Here is a 17,430-nt window from a genome sequence, read left to right as displayed (position 1 = left end):
GAGTAACAGGGCTAACCCTTCAACCGCGCAGGCAGCCCGTGTGCCCATGCGCTGATCGTGCCTGCCCCAAGGCAGACGACCATGTCACCGGGCCGGGCCTGTTCTCGGACCAGCCGTTCCAGATCATCCTCGTTCAATATGGCGCGCGCATGGCGGTGCCCGTGGGCGACCAGACCCGCGACCAGACCGTCACGGGTGGCGCCTTCAATGGGATCCTCGCCCGCCGCGTAGACCTCGGCGATGGCGACCACGTCCGCTTCGTTGAAGCAGGTGCAGAAATCCTCAAAGAGCGAATGCAGCCGGCTGTAGCGATGCGGCTGATGCACGGCGATGACCCGGCCCTCGGTGGCCTGACGGGCGGCTTTCAGAACGGCTGCGATTTCAACGGGGTGGTGGCCGTAATCGTCGATAATGGTGATGCCATCTACCTCACCCACCTTGGTGAAGCGGCGATTGACACCCTTGAAATTGGCCAGTGCGGTGCGGATTTCGGCGGATTTCATGCCCAGGTGGCGGGCCACAGCCACAGCGGCCAAGGCGTTGGAAACATTGTGGTCCCCCGGCATCGGCAGGGTGCAATCCTTGATCACCTGATCCTCATTGCCAAGCCGGATATCGAAATGCGCGACGCCCGCCTTGTAGGTCAGGTTCACGGCCCGCACATCGGCCTGCGCGTTAAACCCGTAGGTGACCACGCGCCGGTCGGTGATCTTGCCGACAAGGCTCTGCACCTCGGGGTGATCGGTGCAGCACACGGCCAGTCCGTAGAAGGGTATGTTCGACGCGAAATCGAGAAAGCCCTGACGCAGCCGGTCGAAATCACCCCAATGTTCCATATGCTCGGGGTCGATATTGGTGATGATGGCGATGGTCGCGGGCAGGCGGTTGAAGCTGCCGTCTGACTCATCGGCCTCCACCACCATCCATTCGCCCTGCCCCACGCGGGCATTCGATCCGTAGGCATGGATGATGCCGCCATTGATGACGGTCGGGTCAACCCCGCCGGCATCCAGCAGCGTCGCCACCATGGTCGTTGTCGTGGTCTTGCCATGCGTTCCCGCCACGGCGATGTTCGACCGAAGGCGCATCAGTTCGGCCAGCATCTCGGCCCGGCGCACCACCGGCAGGCCCTGCAATCGCGCGGCATCGAGCTCCGGGTTGCCGGGCTTGATGGCCGACGAGATCACCACGACCTCTGCATTTTCCAGGTTCTCGGCCTTCTGGCCGATGAAGATACGCGCGCCGAGACCTTCCAGACGCTCGGTGATCTTCGACGCCTTCAGGTCCGACCCCTGCACCGCGTAGCCATGGTTCAGCAGCACCTCGGCAATGCCCGACATGCCGATGCCGCCAATGCCGACGAAATGGATCGCGCCCAGTTGGGTGGGCAGTTTGGTGGCGGCGGCGTTCATTCGGTATCCTTTTCGGTGGCGGCATCCCCGGCGAGCTCTTCAACCAGGCCAACCAGCAGCTCGGTGGCATTGGGCATCCCGACAGACAGCGCGGCCTGAGACATCATGAGGGCGGCGTCGGGTTGGCTCAGCACTGTGGTGATCGCCTCGGCCAGCGTCTCGGGGGTAAATTTGCTTTCAGGGATGCGGATTGCAGCACCTGCTTCGACCAGCCCTTTCGCATTGGCGGTCTGATGGTCGGCCGTTGCGGCGGCATAGGGGATCAGGATCGAGGGTCGACCAATCACCGAGATATCGGCCACGGAAGACGCGCCCGAGCGGCTGATCACCAGCTGCGCCTCGGACAGGCGGCGGGGAATGTCGCGGAAGAAGGGTTCGACCTCGCAGCCCACGCCGCTCTCGTAATAGGCGGCAATCACGCGGTCCTGATCCTCGGGGCGCGCCTGTTGGGCGACACGCACATATTGGCGGATCTCCTCGGGCAGCAGCGCCACGGCAGCGGGCACCACATCCGACAGGATGCGCGCGCCCTGGCTACCGCCGATGACAAGCAGGCTCATCGGGTAGTCGCCGGGGCTGATATAGGCCGCCCCCGCCCGGTCCAGCACCGCAGCACGCACCGGATTGCCGGTGTGAACGCCTTCGATGCCCGCCGGCAGGTCGGTCGGCCACGTGCCGCAAGCGACCGCATCAACGCGCTTTGCAAAGATCTTGTTGACCCGCCCCAGAACTCCATTCTGTTCATGGATCATCCGGGGGCGCCGCGTGATCCAGGCAGCCGCCAGCGCCGGGATGGTGGGATATCCACCAAAGCCCACAACGACGGCAGGCTTCTCGCGCATCATGCCGAAGGTGGCCGAGATAATCCCGCCCAGAATGCGAAACGGCGCCACCAGCTTGGCCAGCACACCGCCGCGCGCAAAGGTGGCCGACGCCACCTGCCGCACCTCGACCATATGGGGGAACCCGCCCGCATAGCGCGCGCCCCGCGCATCTGTCGACAGCCGCACCCGCCAGCCCTTGCGGATCATCACCTCAGCGAGCGCCTGCGCGGGAAACATATGCCCGCCCGTTCCGCCTGCCGCGATGATCAAGAGGGGGCCGTTTGACATGAACTCACCTGTGCCGGTTCAGAAGAATATCGCCGATCTCGCCCTGCGGACGCGACCGGGTGAAAGACAGAAGCATCCCGACGGCGATCCCCGTCGCGATCAGTGACGAGCCGCCATAGGACACGAAGGGCAGCGTCATCCCCTTGGCAGGCAGCAGGCGCACCGCAACCCCCATATTGATGATCGACTGCAACGCGAAGAGCGACGCAATCCCCGCACCGGCCAGCCGGGTAAACGGGTCGCGCTCCTTCATCAACCGGAAAAACGCACGCATTGCGACCGTTGCAAACAAAGCAATGATCAAGAGGACCAGAACCAGCCCGTATTCCTCGGCCGCGACCGCGATGATGAAATCCGTATGCGCGTCCGGCAGCGTCCATTTAACCGAGCCTTCGCCAAGCCCGGTGCCGAAGATGCCCCCCTCACGGATGGCATTGGCAGCATAGGCCAGCTGCGTGTTGGGATCGACCTCGGGCGACAGGAACCCGTCGATGCGCCGCGCCACATGTTCAGAGCTGGAATAGGCAAACACCCCGCCCGCACAGACCAGCAGCGCCACCAGCCCCAGAATCCAGATCGGCGCACCGGCCACGAAATAGATCACCGCCCAAGCGAACAGGATCAGCGCCCCCTGCCCGTAATCAGGCTGCATCACCAGGAACCCCACGATGATCAGCATCACGAACAGCGACAGCGTCTTGCCCGGCGGGCCAGCGATCTGCTGGCTGGCGGAAATCATCCAGGCCGTGAAGATCACGAAAACCGGTTTCAGAAACTCCGACGGCTGCACGCTGGCAAAGCCAAGCGAATACCACCGCGTTGCACCCTGCCCGAAATCGGTGCCGAAGACCGGCAGCAGCGCCAGCGCCGCGAAGGCGGCGAAGAACCCCATCACCCCAAGCCTGCGCACCATGGTGGGCGTCAGCATCGAGGTCAGGATCATCGCCACAAAGGCCATGCCGCCAAAGAACGCCTGCCGAGAGACATAGTAGAACGGATCATGCCCATTGCGTTCAGCCAGCGGCGGCGACGCGGCGAACCCCAAAAGCAACCCGATCAGAAAAAGCGAGAGGATACAGGCCAGCGTGACCCGGTCCACAGTCCGCCACCACCGTGGCAGAATCGCCTCGCCAGACTGCACGAGAACCGTGCCATGCGCCATTTCCGTCATTGAGTACCGCCCGATACTGCCTCTGTTCGCCCGGTTTTCCGGGTCTGATCGGCAGTCTAGCGCGAAAACCCGGCTGCGGCTAGGGGCATGGCGTTTCAGCGGCAAGCTGCTGCCCTCCCCCCCACATCCCCCTTTGCCCGCGCCGCGGAAAGTGCAACGCTGATCCTATCCCCCAAGAAACAGGAGATCCCGATGGGACAGATCGCGACAAGCTGGCAATTCTGGGCAGGTCTTGCGGCTGTATTTGCAGCGCTTACCGCCATTTTTGCCAAGGTGGGCGTGCAGGATATCGACAGCGACCTTGCCAAGTTCCTGCGCACCATCGTCGTCGTGGCGGCGCTTGGGGCACTCGTCTGGGCCACCGGCAAGACCCAGGGCCTTGGCGCTCTCACCCCGCGCACGACGCTCTTTCTGCTCCTGTCAGGGCTGGCAACCGGTGCGTCCTGGCTGTGCTACTTCCGCGCCCTGCAACTGGGCGACGCGTCCCGTGTCGCGCCGATCGACAAGCTCAGCGTGGTGTTTGTCGCCGTCTTCGCGGCCCTGTTTCTGGGCGAGCGATTGTCTGGTGTCGGCTGGGGCGGCGTGGCGCTGATCGGTCTGGGGTCGGTTCTGGTGGCGGTAGGCTGACAGGCGCTATTCCGCAGCGATCGCAACAGCCTTGCGCACCCTGACCCGCGCATTCGGGCCCTTCGGGTCCAGATCGAAATGCTGGGGCCGGGCCTGAAGATACCCGCGCCACGTCTTTTCCGGGTAGTGGCCGATGGCGACCCGGTGCTGGCGGTGCATCAGATGGTTCAGGGCCGACACTTCAAGCCCCGTGTCAGGGCTGCCGTTCTGGGTGATCACCCCGATGATCTTCTTCGTCACATTCGCCACCTGCCCCGCCGGACCGGATGGCGCGGGCGCGGGACGCGGCGCAGCAGCAGCCGGGTCATGGACGAGTCTGAGATCTGCAGTGCTGGCTTCAGCGCGCAATACGACAAAACGGCTGCAGCTGGCCTTGAACCGCATCCCCGCCTTTTCCTGCCCCATCCCCACAACCGTCACCCCACGTTCGCGCAGCCGTTCCGCCAGATGCCGGAAGTCGCCGTCGGAACTGGCGATGACCACCACGTCACAGGCCCCACTCAGCGCCCGCTCCATGGCATCGACACACAGCAACAGATCGGCGGCGTTCTTGCCAATCCCGGAATGGATCAGCCGAAACTGTGCAATCTCCTCCCAGGCTTTCAGCAGCCCCGCATCCCCATAGACGCGCAACAGGTCAACCACCCCATGTGCGCGCGCCTCCGTCACAATGCCCGACGCATGGCAGGCCGAGATGTTCTCTCCATCAACGAAAACGGACACGCGAGTCATGTGATCTCTCCCTGCACTGGTGACGGGGACAGCCTGCCCGGACAGTTTGACGAGAATTGGACCGGGCGGGGATTTTCAGGCCGCATCCGTTACCGTTATGAACATCCTGGTCCTGACCTTGGGCAGACAGCCAAGCCAAAACGACGCCAAGACATCCGCGCACGCTCGGCTCCCCTCCTGTCTCACCCCTTTCTTCTTTGCCCAAATACTCCCGCCGGAGGCATCCCACACCCAAGGCACGCCCCGGTTTCAGACACGGCTCACTGGCCTTCCCGATATCCCGTGGCAACGCGGCTCTTCGAGGCCTCCCGCGCAAGCGGGGGGTTGAGAAGGGCCGCTCGCGGGTCGACGCGCAGCGCGCGGCGAAACCGCATCCTATCCGTAGGGGGTTCACAGGGGGTGTGTGCAAGGCACTCCCCGTTTCGGGCCTCAGCCCGGCAGCGCCGCGACCTGCGCGGCAAAGTCATCGCCGCGCTGTTCGAAATTGTCATACTGGTCGAAACTGGCCGCAGCCGGGGCCAGCAAAACCACCTCGCCAGGCTCTGCCTCCGCCGCCGCACGGGCAACGGCGACCGCCATGGTGGTGCAAATTTCCGCTTCCGTATCAGTCAGTTGCAGGGCAAATTTCTCCGCTTCGCGACCGATTACATAGGCTTTCACCACCGACCCGAGCACCGGTGTCAACGCCTCCAGCCCGCCGTCTTTTTCCAATCCGCCGCAGATCCAGCGGATCTTTGGGAAGGCCGCCAGAGCTTTCGCCGCCGCATCCACATTCGTGGCCTTGGAATCATTGATGAATTTCACCCCGTTCCGCTCAGCAATCAATTGCGAGCGATGCGGCAAGCCTTTGAAACTATGAAAGGATTTCTCAACAATCCGGGGCGCCACCCCAAGCGCCCTGACAGCCGCATAGGCGCAGCAGGCGTTTTGATGATTATGCGCCCCCGGCAATCCCGGAACGCCGCGCAGATCAATCGACCCAACCTGCCGCCCCTTGCGCCATTCAGCCAGAAACCCCTTGCGCGCGAACACATTCCAGCCCGGCCCGCCGAGCTTTCGCGCCGCCGACACCCGGATCAACCGACCATCGCCATTGCCCTCACTCATCTGCCCCGCCAGAAACGCGCCCTCGGCCTCATCCACGCCAATCACCGCCCGATCTGGCCCACCTTCAGCAAACAGCCGCCGCTTGGCAGCGAAATAGCCGCCCATGCCGCCGTGCCGGTCGAGGTGATCGGGCGAAAGGTTCGTAAAAACAGCCACATCGGGGGTCAAAGACCGGGCAAGCTCGGTCTGGTAACTCGACAGCTCCAGCACGATCACTTCGCCATCCACCGGCGGATCAATGTCCAGAACCCCGCGCCCAATATTACCGGCCAGCTGCACCGGCGTGCCGTTTTCCTCCAGAATATGGGCGATGAGCGCCGATGTCGTGGATTTCCCGTTCGAGCCCGTCACCGCAATGACGCGCGGCGGCGTGTCCATCTCGTCCCAGCCCGAGGCCGCAAGCGAGCGAAAGAACAGTCCTATATCGTTGTCGACCGGCACCCCCGCTTCATAGGCCGCCGCAATCGCCTTGTGCGGCGCCGGATACAGATGCGGAATGCCCGGACTGGTGATGAGCATCGCACAGTCGTCCATTGCCCCGTGACGGCTGAGGTCGAGGATTGGAAATCCTTCGGCTTCCGCCGCTTCGCGCCCCTTGGCACCATCGTCCCAAGCCACCACATCGGCTCCGCCCGCCCGCAAGGCGCGCGCCGCTGACAGGCCAGACCGGCCGAGGCCCAGAACCGCCACCTTCTGCCCTTCCACACCCTGAACCGGGATCATGCTTCGCCCTCCGCATCCGCCAGTGCCTGCAGTATTGCCAGCGCACCGGGGGCGTCGTCCAGCGGTACGAAGGCGTGGTCGTGGTGAAAAGCGGCAACCATGTTGCAGGGAATGCCCGCTTCGGCCAGCGCAGTCGCGACGGCGGCAGTCAGCCCTACACCGTCCAGAGCGGAATGAACGGTCAGAGTGATGCGCGCCATGGGCAGATCGGTGGTAAGCCCAAGCCCGGCGGCATCCCGGTCAGACAGGATCAGCGACAGACCCTCGTCCTCTCGGAATGTTGCCAGAGGCGCAGCGCGTGCGGCTGTAGCGGGATCGGTGGCAAGGCAGAAATGCCAGCGTTCAGGGTCAAGCACCGGCGCCATGCCCCGGATCATTGCCCCCCTGTCCCTGACCGGTTCCATCAGCGCAGTTTCAGCGTGGCAAGGCCAATCAGTGCCAAGATCAGCGAGATGATCCAGAAGCGGATCACGATCTGCGGTTCGGCCCATCCACGTTTTTCGAAATGGTGGTGGATCGGCGCCATCAGGAACACACGCTTGCCGGTGCGCTTGAAATAGAGCACCTGGATGATGACACTCAATGCCTCGGCCACGAAGAGACCGCCGACAATGGCCAGCACGATCTCGTGCTTGGTGCAGACCGCAATCGCGCCAAGCGCGCCGCCAAGCGCCAGCGATCCGGTATCGCCCATGAACACCGCCGCAGGTGGCGCGTTGTACCACAGGAACCCAAGCCCGCCGCCAATGAGACCGGCGGTGAAGATCAGCAATTCACCGGTGCCCGGCACATAATGCACATCGAGATATTCGGTAAAGTCGACCCGGCCAACGGCATAGGCGATCACGCCCAAAGTGGCCGCTGCGATCATCACCGGCATGATGGCCAACCCGTCCAGACCGTCCGTCAGGTTCACTGCATTGGCGCTGCCGACGATCACGATCATGCTGAACGGAATAAACACATATCCCATGTTCAGCAGCAATTCCTTGAAGACCGGAAAGGCCAGTTGCCCAGACAGCTCTGCAGGGTGAATATACATCGCCACGCCGCCCGCGATTGCCGCAATCACCAGCCCAAGGCCAAAGCGCACCTTACCGGACACGCCAGCCGTCGAGTTGCGGCTGACCTTGGCATAGTCGTCAACGAAACCGATGGCCCCAAAGCTGACCGTCACCAACAGCACCAGCCAGACATAGGGATTGTCGAGCCGTGCCCATAGAAGTGTGGACAGCGACAGCGCCGCAAGGATCAGCAATCCGCCCATGGTCGGCGTGCCAGCCTTCGTCTCGATATGGCTTTGCGGACCATCCTCGCGGATCGGCTGGCCGTTCTGGTACTTCTTGCGCAGAAGGTTGATCAACGGTCGCCCGAAGACAAAGCCAAACACCAACGCTGTGAAGAACGCGCCCCCTGCCCGGAAGGTGATATACCGAAACAGATTGAAAAAATCGCCGCCATCCGACAGCTCGTTCAGCCAATAAAGCATTTAGCGGGGGTCCTCTTTGCTTTGATGGGCCGCTTGACCCAATTTTCGCAAGGCGTCAACCACCAGCGAGAGTTTCGAGCCCTTGGAACTCTTGATCAGCACGATATCGCCGGGCCAGAGCAGGCCGGGCAAGAGGCGGGCCATCTCTGCGGCACTGTCCGTGTGAGGACCGCGTTTTTCAGCAGGGAGCGCGGCATCGAGATGCTCCATGAGCGGGCCAGAGGTGCAGATGAGGTCAATTTTCCGGATTGCGGGCAGCTCGGCCACACCCGCGTGCAGGGCAGGTCCGGTCGGACCCAGTTCAAGCATATCACCCAGAACGGCAATGCGGCGGCCCTTGCCGTTCGGGATTGCGGCGGCCAGTACATCAAGGCTGGCGGCCATCGAGGTGGGCGAGGCGTTGAAGGCGTCGTCTATGAGTTCCACCGCCTGATCGTCGGTTTCATTCAGTACGATCCGTTCCCGCCGCCCGCGCCCATCCACCGGCTGCCACGCGCCCAGTGCAAGCATGGCACGGGTGACGTCGCGCCCAAGGGCATCGACCACAGCCAGCACCATCAGCGCGTTTTGCGCCAGGTGCCGCCCTGGCGCGTCGAGCTTGAACAAAAGATCAGTGCCAAGCAGGTCCGCCTTCACCACGGTCGCAATATCTGTCAGCGTCACGTCCGTCAGCCGGGCCTCACCGCTTTCGCCCACGCCGATGATCCGTGCCCCCACGTCCTGTGCCTTTGCGCGCAGGATGGAGGTTGTGTCGATCTCAGCATTGATCACGGCGATGCCACCTGGCTCCAGCCCCTCGAAGATCGCGGCCTTTTCATGGGCAATGCCTTCAACCGACTCGAAGGCCTCCAGATGCACAGCGGCAACGGTGGTGATCACGCCCACATGAGGGCGAGCCAGCCGCGACAGGGGGGCGATTTCACCGGGATGGTTCATGCCGATCTCGATCACCGCAAATTCGGTGTCGGCGGGCATCCTGGCGAGTGTCAGGGGCACCCCCCAATGGTTGTTGTAGCTGGCCTCTGCGGCATGGGTTTTCCCAATCGCCGACAACGCCGTGCGCAGCATTTCCTTTGTGGTGGTCTTGCCGACAGACCCGGTAACCGCAATGACCTTGGCTTCGGTCCGCGCCCGGGCAGCCGCCCCGAGCGCCTCCAGCGCCGTCAGCACATCCGGCACGATCAGAAGCGGTGCATCAGCGGGCACATCTTCGGGGATGTGGCTGACAAGGGCCGCGCCCGCCCCCTTTTCAAGCGCCTGAGCCACGAACTCATGCCCGTCCCGGGCGGCCTTGAGTGCGACGAAAAGATCGCCAGGCCGGATTGTCCGCGTATCGATGGAGACCCCCGTTGCAGACCAGTCGCCCCGCGCGTCCCCGCCCGTCGCTATGGCGGCCTCATTGGCAGTCCAGACCACGCTCATATCCGGCCCTCCAAAGCGGCCACGGCAACGGATGCTTGTTCAACATCATCAAAGGGATAGATGACATCTCCTACCTGCTGCCCGGTTTCGTGCCCCTTGCCGGCGATCAACAGCGCGTCACCGGGTCCGAGCGCATCAACGCCGCGCAGGATCGCCTCGGCCCGGTCGCCAACATTGGTGGCCTCGGGGCAACCTGCCATCACCTCGGCCCGGATCATGGCGGGGTCTTCGCTGCGGGGGTTATCATCGGTCACGATCAGTACATCGGCATTTTCCGCAGCCGCCTTGCCCATCAAGGGCCGCTTTGTCCGGTCCCGGTCGCCGCCTGCACCGAAGACAATCACCAGTCGCCCCATCACATGCGGGCGCAGGGCCTTCAACGCGGTTTCGATGCTATCGGGCGTGTGCGAATAATCCACATAGACGGGCGCGCCGTTTTCGCGGGTCGCGGCCAGCTGCATCCGGCCCCGCACCCCCTTGACCTGCGGCAGCACGGCAAAGACCTCATCAGGTTCCTCGCCCGCACCGATGACGAGACCCGCCGCCGTCAGAACGTTCATCGCCTGAAACGCACCAATGAGGTCCAGCCGCACCTGATAGCTTTGCCCCTGCCAGCGGAACAGCACGTCTTGCCCGGTTTCATCCATCCGCCGCCCGGTGATCTTGAGCCGCGCGTCATCGGAATACTGACCAACGGTGATCACCTCGATCTCTCGCCGTTCACAGATATCGGCCAAAAGCGCGCCCTTGGGGTCGTCTAGGTTGATGACGGCGGTAGACTCCTCGGGCAGCAGTTCCGTAAACAGCCGCGCCTTGGCGTCGAAATAGGCCTCCATCGTGCCGTGGTAATCCAGGTGATCCTGGGTGAAGTTCGTGAAGGCCGCGGCGGCCAGATGCACCGCCTCCATCCGCCGCTGGTCGAGCCCGTGGGACGACGCCTCCATCGAACAATGCGATACCCCCGCCGCCGCCATATCGGCCAATAGCCGGTGCAGGGTCAGCGGTTCGGGGGTGGTGTGGATGCCAGGGGCCGAAAACGCGCCCTCAACGCCTGTGGTGCCAATATTGGCGGCCTCACGGCCCAATGCGGCCCAGATCTGGCGGGTGAAGCTGGCCACGCTGGTCTTGCCGTTGGTGCCCGTCACCGCAACCATGGTTTCCGGCTGCACCCCGAACCAAAGCGCACAGGCATGGGCGAAAGCGGCGCGAGGATCTTCGACCACCACCAGCGACGCATCGGAGGCGGCCAATTCGGTGGCGGCAATCTCGGCCCCGGCGCGGTCGGTCAGAATCGCGCCCGCCCCCTGCCGCAACGCGTATTGGATAAACTCTCCACCATGGACGCGACTGCCGGGCAGAGCAGCAAACAGATGGCCCCGCTCAACCGTGCGGCTGTCCAGCGACACGCCAGTCACCAGAGCATCGCCGCCGCGCGTCGCGGTCAGCCCGAGCGCCGAAAGCGGTTTCGTGTCGGTCGCCATCTGTCCCCCAATATCTGCGGGGTCCACGCCCGCGAGTCACATCTTATTGTGATGCGCTGGATAGACTATAGGCAAGCTCGGGATCAACGGTCTGCGGGCGCATACCCAAAAGCGGCGCGACCCTGCGGATGACCTCTGCCGCAACGGGCACTGCCGTCCAGCCTGCGGTGCGCCGGGTTTCACCCAGAACCGAGATCGAGGGTTCATCCAACGTCACCACCAGCACGTATTGCGGATCATTCGAGGGGAAGACCGAGGCGAACGTTGCGATGACCCGGTCATCATAGTAGCCGCCATTGGGGTTTGGCTTGTCTGCCGATCCGGTCTTGCCACCAACCTCATACCCCGCGATTTCAGCAAGATTTGCGGTGCCCTCATCCTCAGCCACCACGGCGCGCAGCATTTCGCGCAAGGCAACCGAGGTTTCCTCGGAAATCACCCGTTCGCCAAGTTGCGGTTCCAGCTGACGCTGCAAGGTGGGGCGCACCAGGGTGCCACCATTGACCATCGTCGCATAGGCTGCTGCCAAATGGAGCTGCGTGGCGGAAATGCCGTGACCATAGGAGATCGTCATCGTCGAAAGCTGCCCCCAGTTCGACGGGTAAAGCGGACGGCCCTGACGCGCCTCGATCATCTCGAAATCAAGCGCTTCCAGAAGGCCAAGACGTCCCAGGAACTGCTGCTGTCGCTCTGGCCCGATCATCTGCGCCAGACGCGCAGTGCCGATATTGGAGGACTGCACCAGAACATCACGCACCGACAAGCGCGGGCCATAGTCGTGGAAGTCATTGATTTCAAAGCCCGCCATCCGCAACGGACCTTGCGTATCGATCATTGTCTGCGGGTTGACCAACCCTTCCTCCAGGGCTTGCGCCACGGTGAACAACTTGTAGGTCGATCCCAGTTCATAGACGCCCTGAACGGCCCGGTTATAAAGCGGGCTCTGTGACGGATCGCCTTCCAGAAGCGGCCTGGGTCGGGCATTCGGATCAAAATCGGGCAAGGACGCGAGCGAGATCACCTCGCCCGTATGGGCATCCATCAGCACCGCGGACGCGCCTTGCGCATTCATGATGGTCATGCCGCCGGCCAGCACTTCCTCGACCGCGGATTGCACGGTCAGGTCAAGCGACAGTTCCAGAGGCGCGCCGTTGCGGGCCGGATCGCGCAGTTCTTCGTCAAACTCCGCTTCGATACCGGCGACGCCGATGATCTCGGCAGCATTCACAGCCTGTTCGCCAAAACGCGCGCCGCCAAGCACATGCGCCGCCACGGCCCCGTTTGGATAGAGCCGCATCTCGCGCGGGCCGAACAACAGGCCGGGTTCGCCAAGATCATGTACAAGCTGTTGTTGCTCCGGGGAGATCGACCCCCTGACCCACATGAAGCGCGACCCTGACCCGAAGCGGCGCAACAACGTTTCCTCATCCAGATCGTCAAAGATCGCCGCAAGCCCGGCAGCGGCGGCCACCGGATCGATCAGCTCATGCGGATGCGCGTAGAGCGCGTTGGTCACGAGATTGGTGGCCAGAACCCGCCCCTGCCTGTCAACGATATCGGCGCGGGTGGAAATTATGGAGGTGCCGGACGTCGCGCTGCGCGGCTCTTCCGGTTCGGATGACGCCAGCGCCGTCATCTTGACCCCGACGGCTGTAAAGGCCGCGAAAAAACAGATGGCCAGCACCAGAAGACGGCTTTCAGCACGCTGGCGCAGGCGGTCGCGCTGCTGTTCGTGCCGCAAGCGCAGGTTTTCACGTTCAATCGCGTCAGGGTTTTCACCCTTCTGGCGGGCGTCCAGAATGCGGGCCAAAGGGCGCAGGGCAATACGGCGGGGGTCAGTCATGGCAGGTCCTCCGCCTCGGATGCGCTGAACAGGACGTCCTCGACGCCAGGCTCAAGCGTATCGGGCACCTCTGGCCGCCAAATCACCTCATCCATCACTGCGAACTGATCCGGCGTCATGGGCAACAGGTTGAGCCGTTCGAAATTCAGATCCACCAGTTCGCGCAGCCGGTCGGGGCGGTTCAGATAGGCCCACTCGGCGCGCAGCACGCCAAGGCGTTCGCGTTCCCCAACGATGGCGCGTTGTAGTCTTTCCACCTCGCGCAGGGCTTGCTGCGTCTGGATGTTCTGGTGATAGGCCCAGTATCCGAGGGCGACGACGGCAACGGCGGCCAGGAAGGTGAGGAAACCGCGCATGGTTACAGGATCTCCGATAGGCGGGGCAGGCCCATGATGTCTCCATTCGGGGCCATTGCGGGTGCATGGGTGCGCCTTGCGACGCGTAGTTTTGCTGACCGGGCGCGCGGATTGCGGGCAATCTCTTCGGCATCGGGCGCAATGGCCCGGCGCGGGGTCAGGATAAAACCGGGTTCACGGGCTGCTGCTTCGGGCGCATAGCGAGAGCCACCGCCACCAAAGCTGGCCCGGTCTTGCAGGAACCGCTTGGCAATGCGGTCTTCGAGCGAGTGAAAGGTCACAACGGCCAGTTGCCCGCCCGGCGCAAGGGCGCGTTCGGCGGCCATCAAACCGTCGGCCAACTGCCCAAACTCGTCATTCACGGCGATGCGGATCGCCTGAAAGCTGCGGGTCGCGGGGTGGCTTTGACCCGGCTTGGCCCGTGGCAGGCATTTTTCAACAATTCCAGCCAGTTGAAGGGTGGAGCCGATGCGCGTTTCTGCCCGCGCCTTGACGATCGCCTTGGCAATCCGGCGCGCGGCGCGTTCTTCGCCATAGTGGAACAGGACATCGGCCAGCGCGCTTTCCGACGCGTCGTTCACGAGGTCCTCAGCCGATGGTCCAGCCTGCCCCATGCGCATGTCCAAAGGCCCGTCGCGCATGAAGGAGAAGCCGCGCTCCGCCAGATCGAGCTGCATCGAGGAGACGCCAAGATCGAGCACAACGCCATCAAGCTGCGGAAACCCGGCCTTGGCGGCGTGCTGGTCGAGCTCCGAAAATGTGCCCTCCACGAGGATCAGCCGATCGCCAGTTTCCGCCGCCCAAGGGGCTGCCAACTGAAAGGCCAGCGGGTCGCGATCCACGCCGATCACCCGATCGGCCCCTGCCGCCAACAGCCCGCGCGAATACCCGCCCGCGCCGAAGGTGCCGTCCAGCCAGACGCCACTGACCGGGGCGACCGCGTTCAGGATCGCATCGAGAAGCACGGGGATATGGGGCTCGGCTGCCGATCTGTCGGATGCCGCGCCGCCGGTCATTCTTCGCCACCCACGGGCTGGCCCACCAGACTGAGCGGGTCGAAGAAATCGCCCTCCCCAAGCGAGGCGAGAAGCGCCTCGATATTATCTTCGGCTTCTTTGCCGGCCTCGGGGTTGAGAATGTGAAACTGGTCGCCCTTGCCCTGGAACAATGCCTCGGCACCCAGGTCGATCTTGTCCCGCGCGGCGGGCGGCAAGACGAGGCGGCCGGTGTCGTCCACCGTCGTCGCCTCGCATTTGGCGTAGTAGAAATGCTCCAGCACTGTGCGCAGGCGGGTGCCGCGCTGCACGGACTTGATCATTGCGTCGATCTCGTCAAACGCGTCGCCGGACAGGCATTCCAGATAATTCTTGTTGGGGTCGCCATAGGCGATATAGAGGCGCGGAGCGCCGCCGGGGGTATATTCGCTGTCGGAATTCTGAAGCACACGACGGAACTTAACCGGGATCGACACCCGGCCCTTTCCGTCTACCTTGTTCAGGCTTTCGCCCTGAAACCTGCGCTCCACTGTCCCCGTCCTTACCTATCCCTCGTTTTGTGTCCCCGAAAGGACAACGGCGGATCGAGCAAGCTGCCACTGCTCAATCCGCCGCCCTCGTCCCATTTCTGGGGTGTCCGACTACGCGCGCATTACCTGGGGGGGGATGTCTGCTCTGCCCGCGCGCCGGATCTCTCTATGTCAGCGAATGAGATTGCCTGTATGAAACTGCCGTTTTTTGTTTTCCGGTCCTTGGTCTTGCGCCTTGGTCCCGGTGATCTCGTTTGCTGTGCCATTGTTGTCTCATGGAATGATTTCCCAATCAATCCCTTTTTATGGGAAATTTCCCCACATTTTGCCGAAGCCACCCTCCAAACACAGCATTTTGTGGCAAAAGCCGCGGCCAAATGCGCAGATGAAGTGGTCGCAAGGGCGGGAGCCACAACATATGGCTGTGCCAATTGCACCACAGCGCATGGGATTTTTTTCCAGATTTCCACGAAAAACCCCCGGTCGCGGGGCGATCCGGGGGGTGTTTCCATGTTTTCCCAGGATGTGGGACCGCAAAAATCAGGCCATGCCGCCCTCAACGAGTCGGGAAGCCAGGGCCGCATACGCATCGGACATCGGTCCCTCACCTGCCGCGATCGGGGTTCCACCGTCACCCGCCAGCCGGGTTTCCAGCGAAATCGGCAACTCGCCCAGGAACGGCACGCCTATCCGCTCCGCCTCGGACCGCACGCCGCCATGGCCAAAGATATGCTCCTCATGGCCGCAATTGGGGCAATGAAAGACCGACATGTTCTCGATCAGCCCCAGAATCGGAGTTTTCAGCGTCTGAAACATGTTGATGGCCTTTTTGGCATCCAACAGCGCCACGTCCTGCGGTGTTGAGACAACGATTGCACCCGTCACCTCGGATTTCTGGCACAGCGTCATGGCCACATCACCGGTTCCCGGCGGCAGGTCCACGATCAGCACATCCAGATCGCCCCATTCCACCTGGGTCAGCATCTGTTGCAACGCCCCCATCAGCATCGGCCCACGCCAGACCACCGCTTGATCCTCCGGCAGCATGAAGCCGAGCGACATCAACGTCACGCCATGATTATGCAAGGGAAGGATGGTCTTTCCATCAGGCGATGCGGGACGCTTGTTCACCCCCATCATGCGCGGCTGCGAAGGCCCGTAGATATCGGCATCGAGCAGCCCCACCTTCCGTCCCTTACGCGCCAGCGCAACAGCAAGGTTCGATGATACAGTGGATTTGCCCACGCCGCCCTTGCCGGACCCCACGGCCAGTATGCGCTGAACCGATGAAGGCTTCATGGATCCTTGCTGCGGTTTGGGATGCCCCCCGATCTTCAGGCTCGGCGGCTCCCCCTGCCCCGGCGCAGGCCGGGCAGCGGGGCCATGGGCCGTCAACGCAACAAAGGCGCTGTCCACGCCGGGCAATCCCTTTACCAATGCCTCTGCCGCATCGCGCACCGGCCCAAGGCGGCGCGCCTCATCGGGGGTCGGCGCTTCAATCACAAATGACACACGGCCCCCGTCGATCTGTAGGGCACGCAGTAAATCGCGGCTGACCAGCGTGCCGCCATCGGGAAGTGCCAGTTTTTCGAGTGCGGCAAGAATCGAGTCGCGTGTCTGGCTCATGGAATGGCCTTTCAGATCTGTGGGTTTTCTCGTGCCCGATGAGATAGGGCGAATTGGCCCGAACTGCACCCCCTAATCAAACTTGGTCTTTCGGATGACGTTTAGGCTGAATGACCTTGGGTAAGCCAAGAAATTGAGCACCTTACGCTTGCGATATGCGCTTTCTGCATAGCAGCATTGAGTAACTCGGGGATTGTGCAGGCGCAGCATTGCGATATTTTTTAGTCATCGAAACAAACAAGGGATCGACACGGATCGCCGCAACACCGCGACGCAGACCGCCGGGCCCAACCGACCGAAGGATGAAGGCACATGGCCTACGCACACCAAACTCAAGCTGGCTCGATCTCGCTGCTGGCCCGCTTCGCAGAAATCCGTGAACACGCCGCCGAGGCTTATGCTGCATGGCGCGTTTACCGCACCACGGTGAATGAACTTCGCCAACTGGGCACCCGCGAACTCAACGATCTGGGCATTTCCCGCGCAGAGATCCGCTCGATCGCTCTGGAAGCAGCCTACGGTCAGTCCAACTGATCGAAACGACATAGAACACTGCCGGTTTCCTCCTCCCTTTTACCGGCAGCCCTGCGGCGGCGCCTCTCCTCCTCCCTGGCGCCGCCGCCGAAAGACAAGGCCCGAACGGGCAAAGCAGATACGGAACCTCTCCTCCTCCCTTGAGGGTTCGTAGACTGGCGGTGGCACCTCCTCCTCCCTTGGTGTCGCCGCTCGAAATACCGCTCCTGACGGGGCAACAGTTACGGACCGTCCTCCTCCCTTAGGTCCGTAGATTGGCGGCGGCACCTC

The 17,430-nt window shown here is 62.9% G+C and carries 16 protein-coding genes; 2 read left to right on the top strand and 14 right to left on the bottom strand.

Annotated features, from left to right (window positions below; all coding sequences use genetic code 11):
* Window positions 1-11 precede the first annotated feature (11 nt).
* From murC to ftsW, 3 genes are read right to left on the bottom strand one after another with little or no spacing between them, the layout of a single operon-like run.
* Window positions 12-1,412, bottom strand: coding sequence for a UDP-N-acetylmuramate--L-alanine ligase (gene murC / locus ACROHD_RS07055; protein ID WP_432676719.1), 1,401 nt, complete (start codon window positions 1,410-1,412; stop codon window positions 12-14).
* Window positions 1,409-2,524 carry a UDP-N-acetylglucosamine--N-acetylmuramyl-(pentapeptide) pyrophosphoryl-undecaprenol N-acetylglucosamine transferase gene (locus ACROHD_RS07050; RefSeq protein ID WP_432676717.1) on the bottom strand — a complete coding sequence of 372 codons (1,116 nt, stop codon included), beginning with the start codon at window positions 2,522-2,524 and terminating at the stop codon, window positions 1,409-1,411. Before ACROHD_RS07050 ends, murC begins: the two co-directional genes overlap by 4 nt.
* Window positions 2,525-2,528: 4 nt before the next feature.
* Window positions 2,529-3,695, bottom strand: coding sequence for a putative lipid II flippase FtsW (gene ftsW, locus ACROHD_RS07045; protein WP_432676716.1), 1,167 nt, complete (start codon window positions 3,693-3,695; stop codon window positions 2,529-2,531).
* A gap of 192 nt (window positions 3,696-3,887) precedes the next feature.
* Between ftsW and ACROHD_RS07040 the strand changes: the two genes are divergently transcribed.
* Window positions 3,888-4,322 carry an EamA family transporter gene (locus ACROHD_RS07040; protein ID WP_432676714.1) on the top strand — a complete coding sequence of 145 codons (435 nt, stop codon included), beginning with the start codon at window positions 3,888-3,890 and terminating at the stop codon, window positions 4,320-4,322.
* A 6-nt stretch (window positions 4,323-4,328) separates the two neighbouring features.
* Here ACROHD_RS07040 and ACROHD_RS07035 read toward each other — a convergent pair whose 3' ends face one another.
* From ACROHD_RS07035 to ACROHD_RS06985, 11 genes are all read right to left on the bottom strand, one after another.
* Window positions 4,329-5,054: an NYN domain-containing protein gene (locus tag ACROHD_RS07035; RefSeq protein WP_432676713.1), complete on the bottom strand. Its 726-nt coding sequence runs from the start codon at window positions 5,052-5,054 to the stop codon at window positions 4,329-4,331.
* Window positions 5,055-5,483: 429 nt separating this feature from the next.
* Window positions 5,484-6,884, bottom strand: coding sequence for a UDP-N-acetylmuramoyl-L-alanine--D-glutamate ligase (murD, locus tag ACROHD_RS07030; RefSeq protein WP_432676711.1), 1,401 nt, complete (start codon window positions 6,882-6,884; stop codon window positions 5,484-5,486).
* Window positions 6,881-7,288, bottom strand: coding sequence for an ACT domain-containing protein (locus ACROHD_RS07025; RefSeq protein WP_432676709.1), 408 nt, complete (start codon window positions 7,286-7,288; stop codon window positions 6,881-6,883). Before ACROHD_RS07025 ends, murD begins: the two co-directional genes overlap by 4 nt.
* Entirely contained in the window at window positions 7,288-8,373 is a 1,086-nt protein-coding gene (gene mraY, locus ACROHD_RS07020) for a phospho-N-acetylmuramoyl-pentapeptide-transferase (protein ID WP_432676708.1), read from the bottom strand. Before mraY ends, ACROHD_RS07025 begins: the two co-directional genes overlap by 1 nt.
* A complete protein-coding gene (locus ACROHD_RS07015; protein ID WP_432676707.1) occupies window positions 8,374-9,795 on the bottom strand; it encodes a UDP-N-acetylmuramoyl-tripeptide--D-alanyl-D-alanine ligase in 1,422 nt (473 codons plus the stop codon).
* Window positions 9,792-11,276 (bottom strand): UDP-N-acetylmuramoyl-L-alanyl-D-glutamate--2,6-diaminopimelate ligase, encoded by a 1,485-nt coding sequence (locus ACROHD_RS07010; protein ID WP_432676705.1) that lies wholly within the window; start codon window positions 11,274-11,276, stop codon window positions 9,792-9,794. Before ACROHD_RS07010 ends, ACROHD_RS07015 begins: the two co-directional genes overlap by 4 nt.
* A 43-nt stretch (window positions 11,277-11,319) precedes the next feature.
* A complete protein-coding gene (locus ACROHD_RS07005) occupies window positions 11,320-13,119 on the bottom strand; it encodes a peptidoglycan D,D-transpeptidase FtsI family protein (protein ID WP_432676703.1) in 1,800 nt (599 codons plus the stop codon).
* A complete protein-coding gene (gene ftsL, locus ACROHD_RS07000; protein WP_432676701.1) occupies window positions 13,116-13,475 on the bottom strand; it encodes a cell division protein FtsL in 360 nt (119 codons plus the stop codon). Before ftsL ends, ACROHD_RS07005 begins: the two co-directional genes overlap by 4 nt.
* 2 nt (window positions 13,476-13,477) lie before the next feature.
* A complete protein-coding gene (rsmH, locus tag ACROHD_RS06995; protein WP_432676700.1) occupies window positions 13,478-14,491 on the bottom strand; it encodes a 16S rRNA (cytosine(1402)-N(4))-methyltransferase RsmH in 1,014 nt (337 codons plus the stop codon).
* Window positions 14,488-15,000 (bottom strand): division/cell wall cluster transcriptional repressor MraZ, encoded by a 513-nt coding sequence (locus tag ACROHD_RS06990; RefSeq protein ID WP_432676699.1) that lies wholly within the window; start codon window positions 14,998-15,000, stop codon window positions 14,488-14,490. The genes rsmH and ACROHD_RS06990 overlap by 4 nt, the downstream gene beginning before the upstream one ends.
* A 540-nt stretch (window positions 15,001-15,540) precedes the next feature.
* On the bottom strand, window positions 15,541-16,626 hold the full coding sequence (locus ACROHD_RS06985; protein WP_432676697.1) for an Mrp/NBP35 family ATP-binding protein: 1,086 nt from the start codon (window positions 16,624-16,626) through the stop codon (window positions 15,541-15,543).
* Window positions 16,627-16,938: 312 nt separating this feature from the next.
* On the opposite strand from ACROHD_RS06985, the gene ACROHD_RS06980 reads away from it, so the two are divergent.
* A complete protein-coding gene (locus ACROHD_RS06980) occupies window positions 16,939-17,160 on the top strand; it encodes a DUF1127 domain-containing protein (RefSeq protein ID WP_432676696.1) in 222 nt (73 codons plus the stop codon).
* Window positions 17,161-17,430 lie beyond the last annotated feature (270 nt).

The organism is Nioella aestuarii (assembly GCF_050896395.1).
GTDB classification, from domain to species: domain Bacteria; phylum Pseudomonadota; class Alphaproteobacteria; order Rhodobacterales; family Rhodobacteraceae; genus Nioella; species Nioella aestuarii.
Note: the sequence above shows the minus strand (reverse complement) of the source record. Positions and strands in the feature narration are given on the sequence as shown.